Below are 21,815 nucleotides of genomic sequence, written 5' to 3'. Positions count from 1 at the left end.
CCTGGGAGCTACCATGCCTCGTTTTGCTGCAAACCTCAGCATGCTCTACCCGGAACATGAGTTTCTGGATCGCTTCGCCGCTGCTGCTGCCGATGGTTTCGAGGCGGTGGAGTACCTGTTTCCCTACGACTACAGCGCACAGGCGCTCAAGCAGCGCTTGAGCGACAACGGCCTGGTGCAGGCGCTGTTCAACGCACCGCCCGGTGATTGGGCGGCGGGCGAGCGGGGCACGGTGTCGTTGCCCGGTCGGGAGAGTGAATTTCGTAGCGGTTTCGATCGCGCCCTGGAATATGCCGCCGTGCTGGGCAACTCGCGCATCCATGTCATGGCCGGCCTGCTGCCCTCCGAGAACGACCGGGCACGGCATCACGGTATTTACCTGGAGAACCTTGCCTACGCCACCGCTCAGGCGGCCAAGGTCGGCGTCACGGTGTTGCTGGAACCGATCAATACCCGAGACATGCCGGGCTTTTTCCTCAACCGGCAGGATCAGGCCCAGGCGATCTGCAAGGAAGTGGGCGCCAGCAACCTCAAGGTTCAGTTCGACTGCTATCACTGCCAGATCGTCGAGGGCGACCTGGCCAGCAAATTGCGCCGGGACTTCGAGGGTATTGGCCATATCCAGATTGCCGGTGTGCCGGACCGACACGAGCCGGATCTGGGAGAGGTCAACTATCCCTATCTGTTCGAGTTGATCGACCAGTTGGGTTATGACGGCTGGGTAGGGTGCGAATACCGGCCGCGCGGCGACACCTCGGCTGGCTTGCAGTGGCTGCGCGACTGGAAGGCGCGCCAGGCAGACCCTGAGGCGTAAAGCCCTACGCCTCAGAGGGTAACAGCAGTTCCACACCCTGCTTGCGGATGCTATCGGCCGCAGCAGGGGTCAGCGCGTTGTCGCTGAGGATGATGTCGAACTGCTCCAGTCCGGCGATCCTGTACATGCTGAACGTACCGTACTTCGAACTGCTGGCCACCAGCACTGTTTGCGAGGCCGATTGCATCGCCACCTGCTTGACCTCCACCTTCAGCGCCGAAGGTGTGGTGAGGCCGCGGCGCAAATCCCAGGAACTGGTCGATATGAAGGCGATATCGGTGACAACCTGGCGCAAGGTAGCAACCGCCAAGCCGCCCACGCACGATTGATTGGAGTGATCCAGCTGCCCGCCGGTATGAATGACCGTGACATGGGGCGCCTCGATCAGCGCCTGGACAATGCCGAAGTCGTTGGTGACCACGGTCATGCCGGAAAGCGCCTTGATGTACGGGACGATCTCCAGGGTACTGGTTCCGGCATCCAGGTAAATCGTCATATCGGCATGCAGTAACCGGGCGGCGAGTTTCGCCATCGCCTGCTTCTGCGGCAATTCGACCACGGCTTTGAACTGATGGCTGGGCTCACTGTGGAGTTGGCTGGCGATTCGAACACCACCCGTTACCGAGTAGGCACGACCTTCCTGCTCCAGCAACGCAATGTCGCGGCGCACCGTCATGTGCGAGCACTCGAACATTTCCATCAACTGATGAACGCTCAGCACCTGATGCTTGCGCAACTGTCGCAGCATCAATTCACGGCGCTGTTCAGGAATCATCGGTGCGCCGCTTTCGGCGGCGATGTCCTTTTGACTAGGCATTCGGGCTCCAAATGAAAAAATCCGCAGGCAAGGAAAGCGGAGCAAACATAGTAGCGAATCTGCGGTAAAGGAACGAGTTGTTGCGGATCACTAACGAAAAATGGGAGCAGACTCGTGTGGGAGCGAGCTTGCTCGCGATGACGGCTTGACATTCAACATTGCAGTTGACTGTCAGACCGCTATCGCGAGCAATCGAGCGTCGACCGGCTGCTCCCACAAAAAGCCCGCTCCCACATCACCTCTGATCACCCGCCGTCAGCGGGTCAACAGCACTTCGGTCCACCCTTGCCACCGTAACGAGCCTCCTGGCGTTCCCGAAAGAACGCTTTGTAACTCATCACCGGTTTGTCCGGGTGTTGGGTTTGCATATGCTCGACGTAGGTGTCGTAGTCGGGCATGCCGACCATCAGGCGCGCGGCCTGACCGAGGTATTTACCGAGGCGACTCAGGTCATTGAACATAGTTGCAATCCTCGATTACGCGTCCGGAATAGCCTGGAATGGCGATTCTTTATCCGTGCGTTCCTTGCTGCCCCAGGCGGAAATACCGACCTTGAGCGCATAGAACAGGATGCTGAACACCACGAACAGGAACAGCGCCGTCAGCGTTGCGTTGGTGTAGGCGTTGTAGATCACGTGCTGCATCTGCGTGATGTCCTTGGCCGGTGCGAGGATCTGACCGTTGGCCAGCGCATCGCTGTATTTTTTGGCCAGCGACAGGAAGCCGATCGCCGGGTTGGCGTCGAACAGCTTGATGAAGCCTGCGGTGGTGGTGCAGATCAGCAGCCAGGCTGCCGGCAGCAAGGTCACCCAGATGTAGCGCTGGCGTTTCATTTTGATCAGCACAACCGTGCCAAGCATCAGCGCGATACCGGCCAGCATCTGGTTGGAGATACCGAACAGCGGCCACAAGGTGTTGATGCCACCCAGCGGGTCGATCACCCCCTGGTACAGCAGGTAACCCCACATCGCCACGCAACCGGCGGTCGCGATCAGGTTGGCGGTCCAGGATTCGGTGCGCTTGAGCGCTGGCACAAAGGAGCCGAGCAAGTCCTGCAGCATGAAACGCCCGGCACGGGTGCCGGCGTCGACCGCAGTCAGGATGAACAGCGCTTCGAACAGGATCGCGAAGTGGTACCAGAACGCCATGGTGTTTTCACCCGGCAGAACACTGTGCAGGATCTGCGCGATACCGACCGCCAGGGTCGGCGCACCGCCGGCACGCGCCAGGACGGTGGTTTCACCGATGTCTTTGGCCACCGCTTGCAGGGCTTCTGGGGTAATCATAAAACCCCAGCTGCTGACAGTCTGAGCCACTTGAACCACATCACCGCCGACGATTGCCGCCGGGCTGTTCATGGCGAAGTACACGCCCGGCTCGATCACCGAAGCGGCAACCATTGCCATGATGGCTACAAAGGACTCCATCAGCATGCCGCCGTAACCGATGTAACGGGCATGACCTTCACTGGCCAACAGTTTCGGCGTGGTCCCGGAAGCGATCAGCGCGTGGAAACCGGAGACCGCGCCACAGGCGATGGTGATGAACAGGAACGGAAACAGCCCGCCCTTCCACACCGGCCCGGTGCCATCGATGAACTGGGTCAGTGCCGGCATTTTCAGCTCGGGCATGGTGATCAGGATGCCGATCGCCAGGGCCATGATGGTGCCGATTTTGAGGAAGGTCGACAGGTAGTCGCGTGGCGCCAGGATCAGCCAGACCGGCATTACTGCGGCGACAAAACCGTAGCCGATCAGCATCCAGGTGATCTGGATCCCGGTGAAGCTGAAGGCCTTGGCCCAGACCGGATCAGCGGCAATCTGCCCACCGAGCCAGATCGAACCGAGCAACAGCAGCACACCGACGATGGAGATTTCACCGATGCGGCCCGGGCGGATGTAGCGCATGTACACGCCCATGAACATCGCGATCGGGATGGTCGCCATCACCGTGAACATGCCCCACGGACTATCGGCCAGGGCTTTGACCACGATCAGTGCCAGCACCGCGAGGATGATGATCATGATCAGGAAGCAGCCAAACAGCGCGATGGTCCCGGGGATGCGGCCCATTTCTTCACGGACCATGTCACCCAGGGAGCGACCGTTGCGGCGGGTCGACATGAACAGGACCATGAAGTCCTGAACGGCACCGGCGAACACCACGCCGGCGATCAGCCAGAGCGTACCGGGCAGGTAACCCATTTGCGCCGCCAATACCGGGCCGACCAGTGGCCCTGCACCTGCGATGGCGGCGAAGTGGTGACCGAAGAGAATGTGTTTGTTGGTCGGGACGTAATCCAGACCATCGTTGTTGACGACGGCGGGGGTGGCTCGACCGGGATCGAGCTGCATCACCTTATTGGCGATAAACAGGCTGTAATAGCGGTATGCGACAAGATAAATAGCGACTGCTGCGACTACGATCCAGAGGGCGTTGATGGCTTCGCCGCGGCGCAGGGCCACGACACTCAGCGCAAACGCTCCCAGGACAGCCACGGCAAACCAGGCGAGGTGTTTAGCCAGACGGGTCATTGCGTGTCTCCTGCCGACAGCCAGTGGACTGCGGCGGTAATTTTTATAATTGTGTCCGCTGTGCGGAGCTGGCCCAATATCCACGCATGCCGTCTACAAATAAATCCGCGTTACTACGTACGCGACCTCTACGTAGTTCTACGTAGAGGTCGCTGATCTCCTTGTGGGAGCGGGCTTGCATTTCAACTGAGCCGCACGTCATTCCGTCCAGCGCCGCTACTGGACGCGCGTATCTTTGGCATATGATGCCGGGCCTTCGCCTTCCCTCGGTCCGGTCAGGAGCAGAGATGCAGCTCAAACATAAAATCGTCGCGCTCGGGATTCTGCCGCTGGTGTTGGCGATTGCCGTTATCTGCGCGCTGGTTATTTCTCTGAACCGCCAGTTGGGTGATCAGCAGGCGCAACTGATCGAAGACAGCATTCTGGCCAGCAAGCGTGCAGAACTGAAAAACTACGTCGAAATGGCGCAAAGCCTGATTGCGCCGCTATACGACAACGGCAAGGGTGACGAGCACGCACAGCAACAGGTTCTGGAAGAACTGCGCAAGCTCAGCTTTGGTATCAATGGCTACTTCTTTGTCTACGACCGTCAGGGCCGCAGTCTGATGCATTCGCGGCAGTCGGAACTGGTGGGCAAATACCTCTGGGACATGAAGGACCCTCACGGTCTGCCGGTGATCCAGGCGTTACTGAAAAGTGCGGAATCAGGAGAAGGCTTTCAACGCTACGCCTGGAACAAACCCTCTACCGGTCAAGTGACCGACAAGCTCGCCTATGTCGTAATGCTGGATCGTTGGGGCTGGATGCTCGGTACCGGCATCTACCTTGAGGACGTTGAGCGCGCCACACAGCAGGCGCGTGACGAGGTGGCTCAGGGCATCCGCAAAACGATGCTCGCGATTGCCGTGGTCGCCCTCGTGGCAGTGCTTTTAGTTTTCGCCAGCGGCATGACGCTGAACGTCAGCGAGCAGCGTCTGGCCGACAAAAAACTTCAGCGTTTGACCCAGCGTATCGTCAGTTTGCAAGAAGAAGAGCGATCACGGGTTTCCCGTGAGCTGCACGACGGTATCAGCCAGGTACTCGTTTCCATCAAGTTTCAGTTCGAACTGGCCAGCCATGTGCTGGAGAATGGACAAGACAAGGGATTGAGCATTTTAAAAGAAGCCACGGAGCGCCTGGGAGACGCAATTGGCGAGGTTCGCAGCCTCTCTCACGACCTGCGCTCGTCGCTGCTCGACACGCTGGGTCTGCCGGCGGCGATTGGTCAACTCGCCGCAGAGTTCGAGCAGCGAAGCGGGCTCGTGGTGACCTGCAACAACAACGAATTCGATTGCCACCTGGTCGATGGGGCGTCGGTCTCGTTGTTTCGCATTGTGCAAGAAGGCCTGACCAACATCGAACGACATGCACGGGCCCAAAACGTATCCATTACCCTGCACGGGTCCGAAGAGTCCGTAAGGCTGACGGTGGTCGATGACGGTATCGGTTTCAACGTCGCTCAAGTCGAACGCCGTCACTCCGGTATAGGGCTGCGGAACATCCGCGAGCGGGTCGAGCATTTTGGTGGACGATTCGACCTTGCATCGATGCCGGGAAGAAGTGTGCTGGACGTTCTGCTGCCGATGAAAATTCCCGGTACAAAACACTGACTCAGCCAATAACAACAAGAGTGAACGCCCCCGATGAACCTGCTCTACCCAATCCGCGTCGCCCTGGTCGACGATCATTCCCTGGTCCGTGATGGAATCAAGGCGCTGCTGGCGGTCATGTCCCCCCTGGAAGTGGTGGGAGAGGCCGAAAGCGGAGCCGAAGCGATTGAGATGGTAAGGCTCTGTCAGCCGGACCTGTTACTGGTCGACATCAGTCTGAAGGACATGAACGGACTTGAGCTGACCCGAGTGTTGAGCAAGCAGTATCCGTTGCTCAAGATTCTGGTACTCAGCATGTACGATAACTATGAGTATGTGAGTGAATCTGTTCGTTCTGGCGCCAGCGGCTATGTGCTGAAAAATGCGCCTTCGCGGGAAATCATTGCGGCTATTGAAGCTATTGCCAGCGGTGGGACGTTTTACAGTGCAGAGATCGCACAGAGGCTCATCGCCGACAAGAATACCGATAACGAGCTGACGCCGCGCGAGAGTCAAGTGCTGTGCAAGATGGCTCAGGGAATGAACAACAAGGAAATGGCCCGTGAGCTGGACATCAGCGTTCGGACGGTGGAGACCCATCGTCTGAGCATCCGTCGCAAACTCAACATCGACAAGCCCGCAGCCCTGGTTAAATACGCGATGGACCACGGGATAATTTCGCATTGAGGCCAGCCTGGCCTGATCGTTTTGGCTGCTGTCCTCGTTGCACGTGCAGGCGTCGATAGTGCAGCGCTTTGTCAGAGCGCTGCAGGCTTGTTCCTGACTCCATCTGCGGTGCAGACGTTGAGGTTAATGAGCCGGTTCGGACTGAGTGCCGATGCTTTCCGTTCGGGAGAAAACCTCTGACCAAGGCAGGGTGAGTGATTCAGTATCGGGGGGGAACAGTCACCTGTTGGCTATTTCAATGGTGATCATTTTGTGTGCCCGGAAAGGCTCCAGCAGCGATTCATCTGCTATGGAATCGGTAATCAGCGTCCACGGCCCTTTGAGGGGAGACCAATGTTGCTGGAGTGCGCGTCCTAATTTTGTGGCGTCAGCCAGCACAAAGGTCTGTGCTGCTCGCCCGATCATGTTTTCTTTGAGGTAAGCCTGATCGGCGCTGGCTTCGCAGAGCCCCAACTCTGCAACAACGCCATCGGCGCTAAGAAAAATCTTGTCGGCACTTAAATGCTCCAATGCTGCCTGCGCGGCCGCCCCGAAGGTCGACATGCTGGAAGCCCGCAGTTCCCCGCCGAGTAGTGTGATCTTTGCCTCCGGGAGCCGAGCCAAAGCCGGCAACGCCAGGATGTTGTTGGTGATGACATGCAAGCCTTGCCGCTCCACCAATAAGTGCGCCAGAGCGCACGTCGTGGTGCCGCCATCGAGCAATAGTGTGTCGTTGTCTCGCACATGCGCCAGCGCTGCGCGGGCGATGGCGAGCTTTTCCTGGCTGTGTTGATAGCGCCGCTCCTCGACGGAGGTCTCCGGCTCACGCAGGCCGACATGGGCGGCACCGCCATAGGTCCGCAGGATGAGGCCTTCTTCGGCCAACGCGGTCAAGTCGCGGCGCATCGTGGCTTCGGATACGCCGAATTGGAGGCACAACTCCTCGACGTTGGCAGTGCCTGACAGCACGAGATTCAGAATGGCTTGGCGGCGTGTGGCAACTTTCATGGAATTCCTGGAGATCTGGCCCGACCGCCTTTATACGGTTTTCAACGAGGCAGTAAAAGGTCGCCCGGGAAAGTTAGCCGGTGAAACGCCCAGACACCGGGTAAGTGTCCGGGCGTTTTGCAGGTCAACGGTTCAAGGCGGGTTGAATGATCGGGTTTTCGGGCTGTTCCTTGATCGGTTCGACGTCGCCCAGCAAGAACAGATAATTGAGAATGGCGACGACAATCAATCCGGCAGAAAACAGCAGGGCCGGAACGAATGAGTCCGTGGCGGCGACGATGAACCCGGTAATGATCGGACCGACTACGCCCCCCATATTGGAAACAGTATTTTGCAGGCCGGCCAGCATCGAGGTCATGCCGCGTGGCGCGATATCACCGGGCATGGCCCAGACCTGGGTGGCCGCTACCGTGGTTCCGGACTTGGCGATGCACAACAGGACGATGGCGAGCCAGGCGGACTCGGCGAACGCCGCGAATCCGATGCATGAAGCCATCAGCAGGCCGATGACCAGGAAGGTCTTGCGAATACGCGTCAATGACCAGCGCCCCTGGCGGTAGATGCGGTCGGACAGCCAACCGGCGAACACTTCCACGAGCATGGCGATCAGCAACGGCAGCGCCGCTACGAAGCCCATGGAGATCAGGTCCATGCCGCGCTCTTTCACCAGGTAGGTGGGCAGCCAGGTGATGAAAAAGTAGGAGTTGTAGTTGATGAAGAAAAAGCCCAGGCACATGGCCCATACATTGCGGTAGCGCAGCAGGTCGTACCAGCGCATGGTCGGCTTGTCGCCGGTGCCTTCCTTGCGCCGCTGGCCTTCGCGGATGTACTGCAGTTCGGCTTGGTTGACGCCGCTGTGCTGTTCAGGATCGTTTTTATAAAAAACGAACCAGACCAATGCCCAGACGATACCGATGGAGCCACTCAAGACGAATGTCATCTTCCAGCCCACGCATGCGATCAGCCAGACAATCAATGGCATGGCGACGGCGCCGCCGAATTTCGATCCGCTGTCGAAGATGCCCGCGACGGTGGCGCGCTCTTTGTCCGGAAACCAGCGCGATGCGATCCCGGCGTTACTCGGATAGGCCGCCGCTTCACCCACGCCCAGGCCGATACGCAGTGCGAATAACGAATTGAAGCCGGTTGCCAGACCGGTCATTGCGGTTGCCGCCGACCACCACAGGACAGCGCCGCCCAGGGTGATTTTTTGGCCGAAGCGGTCGGCCAGCCAACCGGCCGGCAACTGCAGTAATGCGTAGGACCAAAAGAACGCCGACATGATCAGGCCCATTTCCGCGGTGTTCAGGGCGAATTCTTTGCTGATGATCGGGGCGGCGGCCGAAAGCACTACACGGTCGATGTAATTGATCGCAATGGCGGTCCACATCAATCCGGCGATGAGCCAGCGTACCGAAGAAGCCTTATTATTGTTGTGCATGGTTCCAACTCCGGGTTCGGATTTTTCGGGGGAGCGGACGAGCTAGAGGCCGTTCACCACGTATTCGGGACGTGCATTGGCCTTCAGCACCGCGACGATGTTGCGCGCGCAAGTCAGGCTCAGAATGTCCAGCGCGCCCGGCGTGTAGCCGGCGATATGCGGTGAGGCGATCACGCTCGGCAGGGCATAGAGCGGATGGCTGATGGCCGGTTCCTCTTCGAAAACATCCAGTGCGGCGCCACCCAGGCGCCCGTTTTGCAACGCGGCGAACAAGGCGTTTTCATCGATGATGCCGCCCCGCGCGGCATTGATCAGATGGGCTTGCGGCTTCATCAAGGCCAGGCGTTCGGCACCGATAAGATGGCGGGTCGCGTCGTTCAGGCCGATATGCAGCGTGACGTAATCCGCCTCGCTCAATAGCGCATTCAACTCCACCAGGCGGATACCCTTGGCATCGGCAAATGCCTGGTCCGGGTAGGGGTCATGGGCAATCACCTGCATCGAGAATCCCGCCGCGCGCCGCGCGACCTCTTTACCGATATTGCCCAGCCCGATGATGCCCAGGGTTTTGCCGTGGACATCGGCGCCGAACAAGCGCGGCCATTCTCCGGCTTTGGTTTGTTGATCGGCCAGCGCGATCTTGCGGGCGGAGGCCAGCAGCAGGGCAAAGGTGTAATCCGCCACCGCATGCTTGTTCGAGTCAGGTACGTTGCAGACCCACACCTTGCGCTCACGTGCTGCGGGCAGGTCGATGTTATCCACCCCAACCCCATGCTTGCAGATGATGCGCAGCTGCGGTAATGCATCGAGAACGCGGGCGTTGATGGTGTTGAAGGCAACAATCGCCGCCTGAGCACCCTGGGCCTGGGCGATGAACTCATCTTCGCCAATATCGGCCGGCAGGTTGACGCACTCAATGGCCTGCTCGCCGAGCAGCATCAGCGGTTCTGAGGAGTACTTGGCGAAAGACGGGGAGGTGGAGACGATTCTCATGGTGATGACCTCATATTGTTTTTATGGTTGAAGTTCTGCTGATTCAGGCGTCCGTACGTAATCAGGCCGCTGTACGGGTGCGCTTATGGGTGGCCAGTTCCACGGCCTGGCGCATCGCCTCGGTCAGGCTGCGCTCGTCGGCGATGCCTGTGCCGGCAATGTCGAAGGCGGTGCCGTGGTCGACGGAGGTGCGGATCACCGGTAGGCCAACCGTTACATTCACCCCGGCTTCGAGGCCCATGACTTTTACCGGGCCGTGCCCCTGATCGTGATACATCGCGACCACCGCATCGAAATCACCGCGCCCGGCGCGGAAGAACAGGGTGTCGGCCGGCAAAGGCCCTTCCACGCGCCAGCCGCGTGCACGCAGTTCGTCGATGGCCGGCTGGATCTTGGTGGCCTCCTCGCCATAGCCGAACAAGCCGTTCTCCCCGGCATGGGGGTTGATGCCGCATACCGCGATGAGTGGGTTGTCGATTCCGGCCCGTACGAGGGTTTCGTGGGCGCGCTCAATCGTGCGCTTCACCAGGCCTGGCTCGATCCTGGCGATCGCATCGATGATGCCGATATGGGTGGTGACATGAATCACCCGCAGCGTGGGCGTCATCAGCATCATCGAGACTTCTTCGATGCCGGTCAGGTGCGCGAGCAACTCGGTATGGCCGGGAAAAATATGGCCTCCGGCATGCAACGCTTCTTTGTTCAGCGGTGCGGTGCAAATGGCGTCCAGCTCACCGGCTTCAGTGAGTTGCACAGTGCGCTCGATGTAGCGGAATGCGGCATCACCGGCGATAGGAGAAAGCTTGCCGTAGGGCAGATCGGCAGGGATCAGACCCAGATCGATGCAATCGACGATGCCGTGTTGAAAGCGCGCCTGGCCAGGGCGCTCAATGCTGTTCACTTTCAGGCTGCCGCCAACGATGCGGTTGGCATCTGCCAGTCGAGCGGCATCGCCGATCACCAACGGGCGGCAGGTTTCGTATAGCGAGGCATGCGCCAGGCATTTCATGATGATTTCCGGACCGACGCCGGTGGCATCGCCCATGGTGATGCCGATGACGGGACGCTCAGACATAGTGGTCTTCCTTCATTAGGGTTGGTGCGTAGCCCATGGGGTCAGGGGTGCCGGGCAGGGTGCCGAGAAGTTGCCGCCAGGCATCGAAAAGGCTGCTCGGCTGGCCGAAGCCTCCGGCTTTGGTGACGACGGCCAGATCACGCCCATGCCAAGAGGCGCGGGAGAAGACAACACCGGGCGCCAAGTCGCCCTGAAGGACCAGGCGCTGAATGCCGGCGGCGCCGAGAATGGCGCGGGCGGTTTCGCCGCCGGTGGCGATCAGTGCGCCCGCTCGGCTCAGGGCTGGCTGTAGCAATCGGGCCAATGCCGCGCTCAACTGTGCGGCCTGGCCGGGATCGCGCTGGTCCTGTTGCAGACCGACCAACACATGCCGCCCTTGCCGCAGGGCGGTATCGATCGCGGCGGCGATGGATTGCCATTCGGCGGCCGCCGGTCCCGCGCACAAGGTGGCGGGGGCGAGGCTGAAGCGCAGCTGATCGCTGTGTTCCGCCAGGTAGTTGGCCTGCTCCTGGGAGTGTCGGGACATACTGCCAACCACGGTCAACACCGGTCCGCTGATCGGAGCATTCAGCGGTGGCGATGGCGCAGGAAAACCCAATGCCTGCGGCAGATGCTGTGCCAGACCGGCGGAACCGACCCAGAACAGGCGCTCATGCAGGGCCGCCGACGCTAGGGCGATAGCCGCCAGGTCGGTATCGGTTTGCGCATCACAGACCAATGCCTGCACACCGTCGTCCAGATGCATGATCAGGCAGGCGTGCAATCGGGCAGTGTCCCGCACTTCATTGAGCGAGAGCGACGCACAGCGCAGACCTTGCGCCATCAACAGTTCCACCAGGTTGGCCGTGCCGCCGAGGTGCTCATTGCGCCAGACGTCCGTTTGATCGACCGAGATACCGTCGACGTGTTGAACCGCGCCGACTGTCGTCCTGCCCATGGCTGGAAACGCCGGAGCAACCAGGGCCATGCCGCGAATGGCTTGCAACGCGGCGACTTCGCTCGCCACGTTGCCACGCAGGGTGGAGTCGATCTTTTTGTACAGCGGCAGATTGCCCAACTGCGCAATCGCCAGCACTTCGCGATTGACCGCCGCGGCCGCTCGCGGATCGAGGCGCCGAGAGTCGAGGTCGAGGGCGATCACCTCAGCGCTCAACGCTGCGCTGGCATCCTGCATTACCTGGGTGAGAGTTACCTGGGTGACCATGCGCCTGGCGAAACCGGCGGCGCAGTCGGCTGCCCCGGAAAGGTCGTCGGCAATGATCAGGAGGCGTGGCATGGGCTTGGTGCTCATGGCAGCAGGCGCCGATAAAGCTGTTGGATATCGTCGAGGCTGAGGGCTTTGGGATTGTTGGCCATCAGTCGAGTCACCCTGGATGCAGCCACCGCCATTTCCGCCAGATGCTCTTCTGCTACGCCGAATTCGCGCAGGTTTTGTGGGATGTTCAGGATCGCGGTCCATTCGCTGATCTGCTCGATCAGTTTGCTGGCGGCACGCTCGTCGCTATCGCTCTCCAGGGCTACGCCACAGACACAGGCGGCGCGCTTGAGGCGGCCAGCGCAGCTGTCCATGTTGAAGGCCATGACATGCGGTAGCAGCATCGCATTGGCGACGCCATGGGTGACATGGAACTTGCCGCCCAGCGGATAGGCGAGGGCGTGGACTGCGGCGGTGCCAGCGCCCGTCAGTGCCAGGCCGCCATACATCGAACCCAGCAACATATCGCCACGGGCCCGCACCGAGTCGGGCTGTTGATAGGCCTCGACGATGCTGCCGGCGATCAGTCGCATGGATTCCAGGGCAAAGGTGTCGCTGATCGGATTGGCTTTGGTGGAAATGAACGACTCCAGCGAATGGGTGAAGGCATCCATGCCGGTAGCAGCCGTGATCGCCTTGGGCAGGCTCAGGGTCAGCAAGGGGTCGAGGATGACCAGGCTCGGCAACAAGTGACGGCTGACGACACCGATCTTCAACTCTTCGTCAGGCAGGGTGACGATGGCGTTGGGCGTGACTTCGGAGCCGGTGCCCGAGGTGGTCGGAATCAGCACCATCGGCTTGCCTGGGTTGCCAACCTTGTCGACCCCGAGCAGGTCCTTGAGCGGGGTGTCGTTGGTCAGCATCACCGCGAACAGTTTGGCCGCATCGAGAACGCTGCCACCCCCCACGGCGATCAACGCGTCCGGTGCATGAGGGGCGACCTCCTCGCGAAAGACCCGCTCGATGTTTTCCAGCGTCGGCTCGATCTCGACGTTATCAATCATATGCACGGCAATGCCGCGCGCCGCGAACTGCGCTTTGATCTTCGCGGTGACACCGAGGCGGTGCATGGCGTGCTGAGTCACCAGAACCACTTGTTTGAGTGGGGTATCCAGTAGATACAGTTTGTCGCCCAACTGCTCCAGGCTGCCAGGGCCGTGGATGATGTTCTTGACGGTCTGGAAGTGATAGATCGCGGACATGTCAGCTCCCTCAGGCGTTATGGCGGTAAACGGCAAGCAGGCCTTCGAGTTTCTGCACGGTCGCTGCGTCGAGGGGCGCGACCGGGGCGCGGCAGGGGCCAACCGGCACGTTCAGCAGTTCGGTGGCTTTTTTCAGCACCGAAGGCATGGTGCCCAGCGCGAAGGCATCGCGCAGTGGACGCAGCAGTTCCTGAGCGGCTTTGGCGGCTTCATGGTGACCGGCCTGGAAGTTGTTCCAGATGGACATGACGACATGCGGCACAGCGTTGGCGGTGGCGGCCACTGCTCCATCGCCACCGGCGAGCAGGTTCCAGTAGATCAAGGAGTCCGTACCGGCGAACACTGCGAAGTCGTCACTGCGGTATTTGATCATCTGCACCAGGTTGTCGAAGTTGCCGGCGCTGTCCTTGATGCCTTTGATTTGTGGATGCTTGGACAGTGTGGCGACGGCACCCATGCCGATCGACATGCCGGTCTTGGCCGGAATGTTGTACATCATCACCGGCAACGAGGTGGCGTCGCCGATGGCCTCGTAATGCTTGATCAGTTCCGTTTGGCTGACGGCGTTGAAGTACGGGGTGATGACGGACAACGCGTCGGCGCCCATGTCTTCGACGCGTTTGTTCATTTCGATCACTTCGCGGGTACTGAACGCCCCAGTACCGACCATGACGGGTAAACGGCCTGCCGAGGCGTCGATCGCGATGCGGGTGATTTCGAGTTTCTCTTCGTTGGACAGGGCAAAGAATTCACCATTGGTTCCCAGAACGAACAAGCCATGAACACCGGCTTCGATCAGGTTTTCGATAAGGCCGCGCAAGGCCTTTTCGTCTACACGCTGGTCTGCAGTAAATGGGGTGACTAAAGCGGGAACGATGCCGTGAAATTTCATGGAGATCTCTCTCTCGTTTTGTTGTAATTACGATGAGAGTGATCGATTCGAGCATAGTGCGCAAGCGCAATGACCAAAAAAATCAATAAATTTGTTTTATTGATCGATTGCATGATGATTGTGATCGGATCGATCATTATTATGGGCGGCTTGGACAGAGGCTCACCTCCATTCAGGATCCATGAGGATTAAAAGCGTCGAGCGTTCTCGCCAGTCACGATCTGCAATGGAACATGTCGTGGGCCGTGAACTGCCAGAGCCGGCCTCTGCCGAGGACGACGAGCAAATCCATACCATCCTGCGCCACAGTTGGGGTTTCCATGGTCGTGTCGCCAACTGCGAACAGGTCCAGGTGCCCTTGAGCTTCGCCCAGCATCGACCCTGGCTGGAGCGGTTCCTGGGCTGGTGGCGCTATGGGATCGAGGATTGGCTGGCCCGCCCGAACACGCCCGCCAGCCTGTCCTTCACCTGTGAACTCGGTCCACCACCCTATGCCATCACAGGGGCTGATGGAGGCGACATCACCGATCGCTGGGCCGAGGCGTTGATGCTTAAGGATTTGATGCGCGAAATCTGGAACGACTGTCTGGCGCGGTCTCACAAGGGGCACTGATTTAACGCACGATCGGTCGCGACAGGCAGCTTTCGAAGCTGCCCATCAAAAAGACAGTCATCGCCCCCTGGGTGCATGGGTTATGCGATGGCAGCAAACCCGGGCGAGGCCTCTGCATCGGGGGTTGAGAATCCGGGATTGCGAATCAGGTCATCGCTGCGGCTCGACGGAATAACTCGTCGGCGTTCTTGCATACGGGAAAATCCCTGCTTAACTCTGAACCTCCGGTCAGTCAGTGACTGATTGGTCATGAATGCCGTCTGGGCAGTCGCTCATGCTGTGCGCTTAGTCCAATTTGTTCAGGGAAGAAAATGACATGATGCCGAAAACTGCCATCGTCGAGATTTGCAAGAAGTACCAGGTTTATACCGAGCACTATCTCAACGCCGCCGCTGACAAGACCATCATTCTGGTCAACGGCTCGCTGGCAACTACCGCATCCTTTGCCCAAACGGTGCGTTACCTGCAGCCGCGATTCAATGTGGTTCTCTACGACCAGCCTTACGCCGGTCAGTCGAGACTGCACAATCTCCATGGCCAACCGATCCGAAAGGAGGACGAGGCAGAAATACTGCTGGAATTGATCGAGCACTTTTCCGTGGACCATGTGCTGTCCTTTTCCTGGGGCGGTGCGGCTACCTTGCTGGCGCTGGCACAGCGGCCGCGACGAATCGAGAAGGCGGTGATCAATTCATTTGCAGCGCGGATCAATACGCCGATGCGCGATTACCTTGAGAGCGGCCTGAACTTTCTCCAGGCTTGCGATCGCCTCAATGTCGGGCGCTTGATCAACAGCACTATCGGCAAGCACCTGCCATCGTTGTTCAAACGTTTTAATTACCGGCATGTCTGCAGCCTGGCCGAACACGAATACAGGCAGATGCATTTCCACGTCAACGAGGTACTGTCCCAGGACACCCACTGCTACATTGCCTGTGCCGATGCCATCGAAGTCCCGTTGCTGTTTGTCAACGGCGAATGGGATGAGTACACCTCTGTGGAGGACGCCCAGCTTTTTGCCGGTCATGCCCGTCAGTCCCGGTTCCATACCATCAAGAACGCCGGCCACTTCCTCGATATGGAACACCCGGCGGCCTGGCATGACACCCGGCAGGCCTTACTCGACTTTCTGCAGCCGGCTTCCAGGACGCAGGGCCAAGCCCATTTCACCCACACGGTGCCGGCCTGAATGGCCGGCACCCTGGCTGAGCAAGGTGTCATCGATGGTGTCGGCGGCGCATCAAGCGGTAGGCTGCCGGGATGACGAACAGGGAGAGCAAGGGGGCGGTGACCATGCCGCCGACCATAGGCGCGGCGATACGGCTCATCACCTCGCTGCCGGTGCCACTGCCCAACAGGATGGGTAGCAGGCCGGCGATGATGACAGCCACAGTCATGGCCTTGGGCCGAACGCGCTGCACCGCGCCTTCACGAATCGCCGCGACCAGCCCACGCTCGGTGCTGTCACCGAGGTCTTCCCGTTCGGCCCAGGCGTTTTTCAGGTAGAGCAGCATAATCACGCCAAACTCGGCCGATACACCGGCCAGGGCGATAAAGCCGACCCCGGTGGCCACCGACAAGTTGAACCCCAGCAGATAGAGGAACCATGCGCCGCCAGTCAATGCGAACGGCAGAGTGGCCATGATCAACACGGCTTCATCGAAGCGGGCGAAGGTCAGGTAGAGCAGTACAAAGATGATTAACAGAGTCGCCGGCACCACCAGTTTGAGCCGAGCGTTGGCCCTTTCGAGAAATTCGAACTGCCCCGAGTAGCTCAGACTCATGCCTGGCTGCAACTTCACCTGCTCACTGACGACCCGGCGCAGGTCGGCGACCACGGACGCAATATCCCGGCCACGCACGTCGATATACACCCAGCCGGAAGGTCGGGCGTTCTCGCTCTTGAGCATCGGAGGGCCTTCACTGACCTTGATCTTCGCCACCGTACCGAGAGTGATCTGGCTCCCCAGTGGGGTGTAGATCGGCAACTGCTCCAAGGCGCCGAGCGAGTCACGCCACTCACGGGGGTAACGCACGTTGATCGGGAAGCGGGCGAGCCCTTCAATCGTTTCCCCGATGTTTTCACCGCCGATAGCGCCGGCCACGATCGATTGCACATCAGCGATGTTCAGTCCGTAGCGGGCGGCTGCCTGGCGGTCGATATCGACATCGATATAGCGGCCACCGGTCAGACGTTCGGCCAGGGCCGAACTGACACCGGGCACCTTCTTGGCCACGCGCTCGACGGCTTGAGTCGCCGCATCGATCTCCATCAGGTGGGTGCCGGCAATTTTTACCCCTATCGGGCTCTTGATCCCGGTGGCGAGCATGTCGATGCGATTGCGGATCGGTGGTATCCAGATGTTGGTAAGCCCAGGCACGCGGACCACTCGGTCAAGTTCCTCCACCAGTTTTTCCTGAGTCATTCCGGGGCGCCACTGCTCACGCGGCTTGAATTGAATGGTGGTCTCGAACATCTCCAACGGTGCCGGGTCGGTGGCGGTTTCGGCGCGACCCGCTTTACCGAAGACGTGGTCGACTTCGGGTACTGTCTTGATCAGACGGTCGGTCTGTTGCAGCAATTGCGCCGCTTTCTGCGCCGACAATCCTGGCAGCGCCGAAGGCATGTAGAGCAGGTCACCTTCGTCCAGCGGCGGAAGAAATTCCCCCCCCAAGCGAGACATCGGCCAGATCGCGCTGAGAAAGACCAGTAGCGCGACCAGCAGGGTGATTTTGGGCCGACGCAGCACCGCGTCCAGGGCCGGTTGATAGATTTTGATCAACCAACGGTTCAGCGGGTTCTGCTCCTCATTGGGAATCCGCCCGCGAATCCAATAGCCCATCAGCACCGGTACCAGGGTCACTGACAATCCGGCTGCCGCCGCCATGGCGTAGGTTTTGGTGAAGGCGAGGGGACCAAACAGGCGGCCCTCTTGAGCCTCCAGGGTGAACACCGGAATGAACGACAGGGTGATGATCAACAAACAGAAGAACAACGCCGGCCCGACTTCGGCCGCCGCTTCGGTCATCACGTGCCAGTGATGTTCGCCCTTCAGTTCTTCCCCTGGATGGGCCTTGTGCCAGGCCTCGACTTTCTTGTGGGCGTTTTCGATCATTACCACGGCGGCATCGACCATGGCGCCGATGGCGATAGCGATCCCGCCCAGGGACATGATGTTGGCGTTGATCCCTTGGTAGCGCATGACGATGAAGGCAATCAACACCCCAACCGGCAGCGAAATAATAGCCACCAGGGATGAGCGCAGATGCCAGAGGAATATCCCGCAGACCAAAGCGACGACGATGAACTCTTCGAGCAGCTTGTGGCTGAGGTTTTCCACGGCACGGTCGATCAACTTGCTGCGATCGTAGGTGGTGACGATTTCCACCCCGGCTGGCAGGCTTTTCTTCAACTCGTCGAGCTTGGTCTTGACGGCTGCGATGGTCTCGCGGGCGTTCTTGCCACTGCGCAGAATCACCACGCCACCGACGGTCTCACCTTCACCGTCCAGTTCGCTGATGCCGCGACGCATCTCCGGCCCCAGCTGGATCGTTGCCACATCGCCAAGGGTCACCGGTACACCACCAGCACCGAGCTTCAGCGGGATCGCACGAAAGTCATTCAGTGTCTTCAGGTAACCGGAAGCGCGGACCATGAATTCAGTCTCCGCCATCTCCAGCACCGCACCACCGGTTTCCTGGTTGGCCTTGCCAATCGCCTCGGTCACCTGTGCCTGGGTGATGCCCTGGCTAGCCAGCTTGAGCGGATCGAGTTGCACCTGATACTGCTTGACCATGCCGCCCACGGTGGCCACTTCCGCCACATTGGGCAGGGTCTTCAGTTCAAATTTGAGAAACCAGTCCTGAAGAGCGCGCAATTGCGCCAGATCATGTCCTCCGGTGCGATCCACCAGGGCGTACTGATAAATCCAGCCCACCCCCGTGGCATCGGGTCCCAAGGCCGGTTTGGCGCTGGCGGGCAGGCGGCTTTGTATCTGGCTCAGATACTCCAACACTCGCGAGCGAGCCCAATACATATCGGTGCCGTCTTCGAACAGCACGTACACGAAGCTGTCGCCGAAAAAGGAATAGCCACGTACGGTTTTGGCCCCCGGTACCGAGAGCATGGTGGTGGCCAATGGGTAGGTCACCTGGTTCTCGACGATTTGCGGTGCTTGTCCCGGGTAGGGGGTGCGGATGATCACCTGAACATCGGAGAGGTCCGGCAGCGCATCAATGGGGGTGCTCTGAACCGACCAGATGCCCCAGGCCGTGACGAAGAGTGTCGCCAGCAGGACCAGGAAGCGGTTGGCCACTGACCAGCGAATCAGGGCGGCTATCATGGCTGTTCCCCTGGCTTTTCCAGAGGCTCACTGGCGACGATGCCCTTGAGGCTAGCCTCGGAGTCGAGCAGAAACTGTCCCGAGCTGACCACCTGTTGACCTTCTTGCACGCCATTCAATACTGCCGTCTTGCCTTCGTTTTCCTGCCCGAGTTGCACCTCTACCGGACGGTAGCGACCCGCGTCTTCGGCGAGCATCACCAGCGTGCGTCGGCCAGTGCGGATGACTGCCTCGCTTGGCACCCACAACACACTTTGCCCGGTCGTGTGATTCAGGCTCACCTGCGCCGTCAATCCGGGTCTGAGACGCCCGTCAGGGTTGGGCAGTTCGACTCGCACGCGAATGGTGCGGCTGTCCCTATTCGTTTCGGGCAGGATCGCACTGATCGTGCCATTGAGCACCGTCCCCGGGAAGGCTGGAAGACGTGCTTCTACCGTTTGCCCGACGACGATCGATCCCATCTGCGACTCTGGAACGGCCACCGCCAGCCAGACGCTACTCAAGCCATTGACGCGTGCCAGCGCCTCGCCGGCCGCCACAGTCATTCCGGTACGGACCCCCAGCTCTTGCAGCACACCACTGATGGGGCTGGTGAGGGTCAGGTTCGACTGGACTTTGCCACTGCGTTCGACCTGGGCAATCAGCGCCGCTGGCATCCCCGTGAGGCGCAACCGTTGGCGTGCCGCCGACAGCAGCTCGGCATCGCCGTTACGTTTAAGTGCGAGGAACTCCTCCTGGGCCGCGGCCCACTCCGGCACCAGGATATCCGCCAATGGAGCATTGGCCTTGAGCACGTCGCCGGGAGCACGGGCATAAACCCGCTCGACAAAACCGGCGGTACGGGCCTGGATCACGGCGACATCCCGTTCGTTGAACGCCAGCACGCCGACCACGTCCAGTCTGGAGGTGAGGACGCCACGGGTCACTGTCGCCAGCCGCAGGCCGAGATTCTGGGTCAGGCTGGGGTCAATGCTGATGGCCGCGCTGTTGGTTGCCGCGTCGGCGTATTGCGGCACCAGTTGCATGTCCATGAAGGGCGACTTGCCCGGTTTATCGAACTTTTGCTGTGGGTACATCGGATCGTACCAATACAGGGCCTTGCGTTCGCCTTGCAGAGTGGGACTTTGTTCGGCCGCTGCCCCCGGCGTTGTGCTCATGCGCTGCTGAGCGAACCAGTAACCGCCGACAATACCCAGGGCGACCGACAAACCGGTCAACAAAGCCCCTTTCCAGATTCGAGTGCTCATTGGCTGGTTTCCCCATAATTGAAATACAAGCGCGCGTTGGTCAGGGCTCGCTGTTCTTCGACGTCGATCTGTTTGAGGCGAGCCTCGATGAGTTCACGTCGGGCAGCGATGACTGACGCCAGGTCACCTTTACCGGCGCGGTAGCTGGCCATGGTCAGCCCGACCTTTTCCTTGGCCAGGGGCACCTGACTTTCCTGGCTGCGGCGCACGGCCCGATTCAGACGTTCGTAGTCGGCCAGACTCTCCTCCAATTGCTGGGTATGTTCGCGCACCCTATCTTCACGCTCAGCCTCCAACTGATTGAGTTCGGCGTGTTTGGCGGCGATTTTTGGATTTTGTCGGGAGTCGGGAAACAGTGGCAGGTCGAACGAGAACTGCACGCTGACCATGTCACCGAACTGACGGTCACGGTGTTGGTAATCGAGTTCCCAACTCCAGTCGGACTGCTTTTCTGCCTCCGCTTCACGGACTTTGGCTTGCGCCTCGCGGGTCATCGGCTCGAAGGCCGCCAGTGCGGGGTGATGTTGCAGCGTGTGGAGGTAGCCTGAGGTCTCGATGGGCCATTGCGGCAAACTGCCGGTTGGCGGGTCATTGGCGGCCGGGCCAATCCAGCGCTTGAGTGCCGCTCTGGCTTGAGTGCGCAGGCGGACCAGGTCGTCTTGTTGATCCGCCAATTGAGCCGCTTCCTGCTTGGGCGTTACCGCATCGGCAGGCTGGGCACGTCCACCGGCGATCTGTGCCCGCACGGTATCGGTCAACAGACGATTCTCTTTGTAAAAATCCTCAAACAGCGCCTCTTTACGCTCGATCGAATAGCTGCTGATCCAGGCCAATGCCGTGGCCTGGCGAACGTTCAGGCGTTCGATACGACTTTCGGCTGCTGCTCGGTCAACGGCTGCATCGGCAACCTCGATGCGTGCTTTGCGCTTTTCACTGTTGGGCATTTCCTGCATGACCCCAACCATCTGCATGGTCATGAAGTCCTGGTTGATGCTCCAGCGATCGGGGCCACCAATGGGATAGTTCTGCACGCCGAGCTTTAACTTCGGGTCAGGTAGTTCGCCGGCTGGAATGGCAGCACTGCTGGCGGCTTGCAGTTTGGCCGCCTGAGCCGTTAGCGAGGGGGCATTGTTTTCGGCCAGCCGCAAGGCTTCATCGAGTGTCAGGGGCGCGGCCAGGCTCGGCAATGCCAGAACGCCTGCTGTCAGGCCGGCCATGAGGGGCCAGCCTGCGCAATAACGTAGGAAGTTCATCTACACGATTCCTGTGATGAATCACTGCGCGTCT

Annotated in this window: 17 protein-coding genes and 1 pseudogene; 5 read left to right on the top strand and 13 right to left on the bottom strand. The window is 59.9% G+C overall.

Annotation, left to right across the window (positions count from 1 at the left end; genetic code table 11):
• Positions 1-13 precede the first annotated feature (13 nt).
• Positions 14-814: a 2-oxo-tetronate isomerase gene (gene otnI / locus AC1RPZ_RS13950; protein ID WP_493137621.1), complete on the top strand. Its 801-nt coding sequence runs from the start codon at positions 14-16 to the stop codon at positions 812-814.
• A gap of 4 nt (positions 815-818) precedes the next feature.
• Here the strand turns inward: otnI and AC1RPZ_RS13945 are convergent, their stop codons facing one another.
• From AC1RPZ_RS13945 to AC1RPZ_RS13935, 3 genes are all read right to left on the bottom strand, one after another.
• Entirely contained in the window at positions 819-1,631 is an 813-nt protein-coding gene (locus AC1RPZ_RS13945; protein WP_493137620.1) for a DeoR/GlpR family DNA-binding transcription regulator, read from the bottom strand.
• 263 nt (positions 1,632-1,894) lie between these two features.
• Positions 1,895-2,092 carry a YbdD/YjiX family protein gene (locus tag AC1RPZ_RS13940; RefSeq protein ID WP_493137619.1) on the bottom strand — a complete coding sequence of 66 codons (198 nt, stop codon included), beginning with the start codon at positions 2,090-2,092 and terminating at the stop codon, positions 1,895-1,897.
• Between the two features lie 15 nt (positions 2,093-2,107).
• The gene (locus AC1RPZ_RS13935) at positions 2,108-4,165 is read right to left on the bottom strand and encodes a carbon starvation CstA family protein (protein WP_493137618.1); all 2,058 of its coding nucleotides are present in this window, start codon (positions 4,163-4,165) and stop codon (positions 2,108-2,110) included.
• A 287-nt stretch (positions 4,166-4,452) separates the two neighbouring features.
• Between AC1RPZ_RS13935 and AC1RPZ_RS13930 the strand changes: the two genes are divergently transcribed.
• Together AC1RPZ_RS13930 and AC1RPZ_RS13925 are read left to right on the top strand one after the other, a co-directional pair.
• The gene (locus tag AC1RPZ_RS13930; RefSeq protein ID WP_493137617.1) at positions 4,453-5,814 is read left to right on the top strand and encodes a cache domain-containing protein; all 1,362 of its coding nucleotides are present in this window, start codon (positions 4,453-4,455) and stop codon (positions 5,812-5,814) included.
• A 33-nt stretch (positions 5,815-5,847) separates the two neighbouring features.
• Positions 5,848-6,480, top strand: coding sequence for a response regulator (locus AC1RPZ_RS13925; RefSeq protein WP_493137616.1), 633 nt, complete (start codon positions 5,848-5,850; stop codon positions 6,478-6,480).
• 219 nt (positions 6,481-6,699) lie between these two features.
• On the opposite strand, the gene AC1RPZ_RS13920 is transcribed toward AC1RPZ_RS13925, so the two are convergent.
• From AC1RPZ_RS13920 to dapA, 7 genes are all read right to left on the bottom strand, one after another.
• Positions 6,700-7,467 (bottom strand): DeoR/GlpR family DNA-binding transcription regulator, encoded by a 768-nt coding sequence (locus tag AC1RPZ_RS13920; protein ID WP_493137615.1) that lies wholly within the window; start codon positions 7,465-7,467, stop codon positions 6,700-6,702.
• Between the two features lie 124 nt (positions 7,468-7,591).
• Complete coding sequence (locus AC1RPZ_RS13915; protein ID WP_493137614.1) at positions 7,592-8,908, bottom strand: MFS transporter; 1,317 nt, start codon at positions 8,906-8,908, stop codon at positions 7,592-7,594.
• A gap of 42 nt (positions 8,909-8,950) precedes the next feature.
• The gene (locus AC1RPZ_RS13910) at positions 8,951-9,901 is read right to left on the bottom strand and encodes a phosphoglycerate dehydrogenase (RefSeq protein ID WP_493137613.1); all 951 of its coding nucleotides are present in this window, start codon (positions 9,899-9,901) and stop codon (positions 8,951-8,953) included.
• Positions 9,902-9,962: 61 nt separating this feature from the next.
• On the bottom strand, positions 9,963-10,976 hold the full coding sequence (gene pdxA, locus AC1RPZ_RS13905; protein ID WP_493137612.1) for a 4-hydroxythreonine-4-phosphate dehydrogenase PdxA: 1,014 nt from the start codon (positions 10,974-10,976) through the stop codon (positions 9,963-9,965).
• Entirely contained in the window at positions 10,969-12,252 is a 1,284-nt protein-coding gene (locus AC1RPZ_RS13900) for a four-carbon acid sugar kinase family protein (RefSeq protein ID WP_493137611.1), read from the bottom strand. Before AC1RPZ_RS13900 ends, pdxA begins: the two co-directional genes overlap by 8 nt.
• Before the next feature lie 11 nt (positions 12,253-12,263).
• Entirely contained in the window at positions 12,264-13,433 is a 1,170-nt protein-coding gene (locus AC1RPZ_RS13895; RefSeq protein ID WP_493137610.1) for an iron-containing alcohol dehydrogenase, read from the bottom strand.
• A gap of 10 nt (positions 13,434-13,443) precedes the next feature.
• Positions 13,444-14,325 carry a 4-hydroxy-tetrahydrodipicolinate synthase gene (gene dapA / locus AC1RPZ_RS13890; protein ID WP_493137609.1) on the bottom strand — a complete coding sequence of 294 codons (882 nt, stop codon included), beginning with the start codon at positions 14,323-14,325 and terminating at the stop codon, positions 13,444-13,446.
• A 232-nt stretch (positions 14,326-14,557) separates the two neighbouring features.
• Here dapA and AC1RPZ_RS13885 point away from each other — a divergent pair.
• Both AC1RPZ_RS13885 and AC1RPZ_RS13880 read left to right on the top strand, forming a co-directional pair.
• A pseudogene (locus tag AC1RPZ_RS13885) lies at positions 14,558-14,938 on the top strand (sugar phosphate isomerase/epimerase); the annotation flags it as partial.
• A 316-nt stretch (positions 14,939-15,254) separates the two neighbouring features.
• On the top strand, positions 15,255-16,127 hold the full coding sequence (locus AC1RPZ_RS13880; RefSeq protein WP_493137608.1) for an alpha/beta fold hydrolase: 873 nt from the start codon (positions 15,255-15,257) through the stop codon (positions 16,125-16,127).
• A gap of 28 nt (positions 16,128-16,155) precedes the next feature.
• Here AC1RPZ_RS13880 and AC1RPZ_RS13875 read toward each other — a convergent pair whose 3' ends face one another.
• Genes AC1RPZ_RS13875 through AC1RPZ_RS13865 form a run of 3 tightly spaced genes read right to left on the bottom strand, consistent with a single transcriptional unit; the run spans position 16,156 to position 21,781 of the window.
• The gene (locus AC1RPZ_RS13875; protein WP_493137607.1) at positions 16,156-19,281 is read right to left on the bottom strand and encodes an efflux RND transporter permease subunit; all 3,126 of its coding nucleotides are present in this window, start codon (positions 19,279-19,281) and stop codon (positions 16,156-16,158) included.
• Positions 19,278-20,528: an efflux RND transporter periplasmic adaptor subunit gene (locus tag AC1RPZ_RS13870; RefSeq protein ID WP_493137606.1), complete on the bottom strand. Its 1,251-nt coding sequence runs from the start codon at positions 20,526-20,528 to the stop codon at positions 19,278-19,280. The genes AC1RPZ_RS13875 and AC1RPZ_RS13870 overlap by 4 nt, the downstream gene beginning before the upstream one ends.
• Entirely contained in the window at positions 20,525-21,781 is a 1,257-nt protein-coding gene (locus AC1RPZ_RS13865) for a TolC family protein (protein ID WP_493137605.1), read from the bottom strand. Before AC1RPZ_RS13865 ends, AC1RPZ_RS13870 begins: the two co-directional genes overlap by 4 nt.
• Positions 21,782-21,815 lie beyond the last annotated feature (34 nt).

The sequence above is a fragment of the Pseudomonas sp. GW822-FHT02D10 genome, assembly GCF_058802345.1.
The sequence above is the reverse complement of the archived record's forward strand: the minus strand, read 5'-3'. Positions and strand labels throughout refer to the sequence as shown.

Excerpts from the sequence above, each read along its gene's own strand:
- AC1RPZ_RS13915 (WP_493137614.1), bottom strand. The coding sequence starts at position 8,908 with ATGCACAACAATAATAAGGCTTCTTCGGTACGCTGGCTCATCGCCGGA.
- AC1RPZ_RS13925 (WP_493137616.1), top strand. The coding sequence starts at position 5,848 with ATGAACCTGCTCTACCCAATCCGCGTCGCCCTGGTCGACGATCATTCC.
- AC1RPZ_RS13900 (WP_493137611.1), bottom strand. The coding sequence starts at position 12,252 with ATGCCACGCCTCCTGATCATTGCCGACGACCTTTCCGGGGCAGCCGAC.
- otnI (WP_493137621.1), top strand. The coding sequence starts at position 14 with ATGCCTCGTTTTGCTGCAAACCTCAGCATGCTCTACCCGGAACATGAG.
- AC1RPZ_RS13910 (WP_493137613.1), bottom strand. The coding sequence starts at position 9,901 with ATGAGAATCGTCTCCACCTCCCCGTCTTTCGCCAAGTACTCCTCAGAA.
- AC1RPZ_RS13865 (WP_493137605.1), bottom strand. The coding sequence starts at position 21,781 with ATGAACTTCCTACGTTATTGCGCAGGCTGGCCCCTCATGGCCGGCCTG.
- AC1RPZ_RS13945 (WP_493137620.1), bottom strand. The coding sequence starts at position 1,631 with ATGCCTAGTCAAAAGGACATCGCCGCCGAAAGCGGCGCACCGATGATT.
- AC1RPZ_RS13930 (WP_493137617.1), top strand. The coding sequence starts at position 4,453 with ATGCAGCTCAAACATAAAATCGTCGCGCTCGGGATTCTGCCGCTGGTG.
- AC1RPZ_RS13920 (WP_493137615.1), bottom strand. The coding sequence starts at position 7,467 with ATGAAAGTTGCCACACGCCGCCAAGCCATTCTGAATCTCGTGCTGTCA.
- AC1RPZ_RS13935 (WP_493137618.1), bottom strand. The coding sequence starts at position 4,165 with ATGACCCGTCTGGCTAAACACCTCGCCTGGTTTGCCGTGGCTGTCCTG.
- AC1RPZ_RS13895 (WP_493137610.1), bottom strand. The coding sequence starts at position 13,433 with ATGTCCGCGATCTATCACTTCCAGACCGTCAAGAACATCATCCACGGC.
- AC1RPZ_RS13870 (WP_493137606.1), bottom strand. The coding sequence starts at position 20,528 with ATGAGCACTCGAATCTGGAAAGGGGCTTTGTTGACCGGTTTGTCGGTC.
- dapA (WP_493137609.1), bottom strand. The coding sequence starts at position 14,325 with ATGAAATTTCACGGCATCGTTCCCGCTTTAGTCACCCCATTTACTGCA.
- pdxA (WP_493137612.1), bottom strand. The coding sequence starts at position 10,976 with ATGTCTGAGCGTCCCGTCATCGGCATCACCATGGGCGATGCCACCGGC.
- AC1RPZ_RS13880 (WP_493137608.1), top strand. The coding sequence starts at position 15,255 with ATGATGCCGAAAACTGCCATCGTCGAGATTTGCAAGAAGTACCAGGTT.
- AC1RPZ_RS13940 (WP_493137619.1), bottom strand. The coding sequence starts at position 2,092 with ATGTTCAATGACCTGAGTCGCCTCGGTAAATACCTCGGTCAGGCCGCG.
- AC1RPZ_RS13875 (WP_493137607.1), bottom strand. The coding sequence starts at position 19,281 with ATGATAGCCGCCCTGATTCGCTGGTCAGTGGCCAACCGCTTCCTGGTC.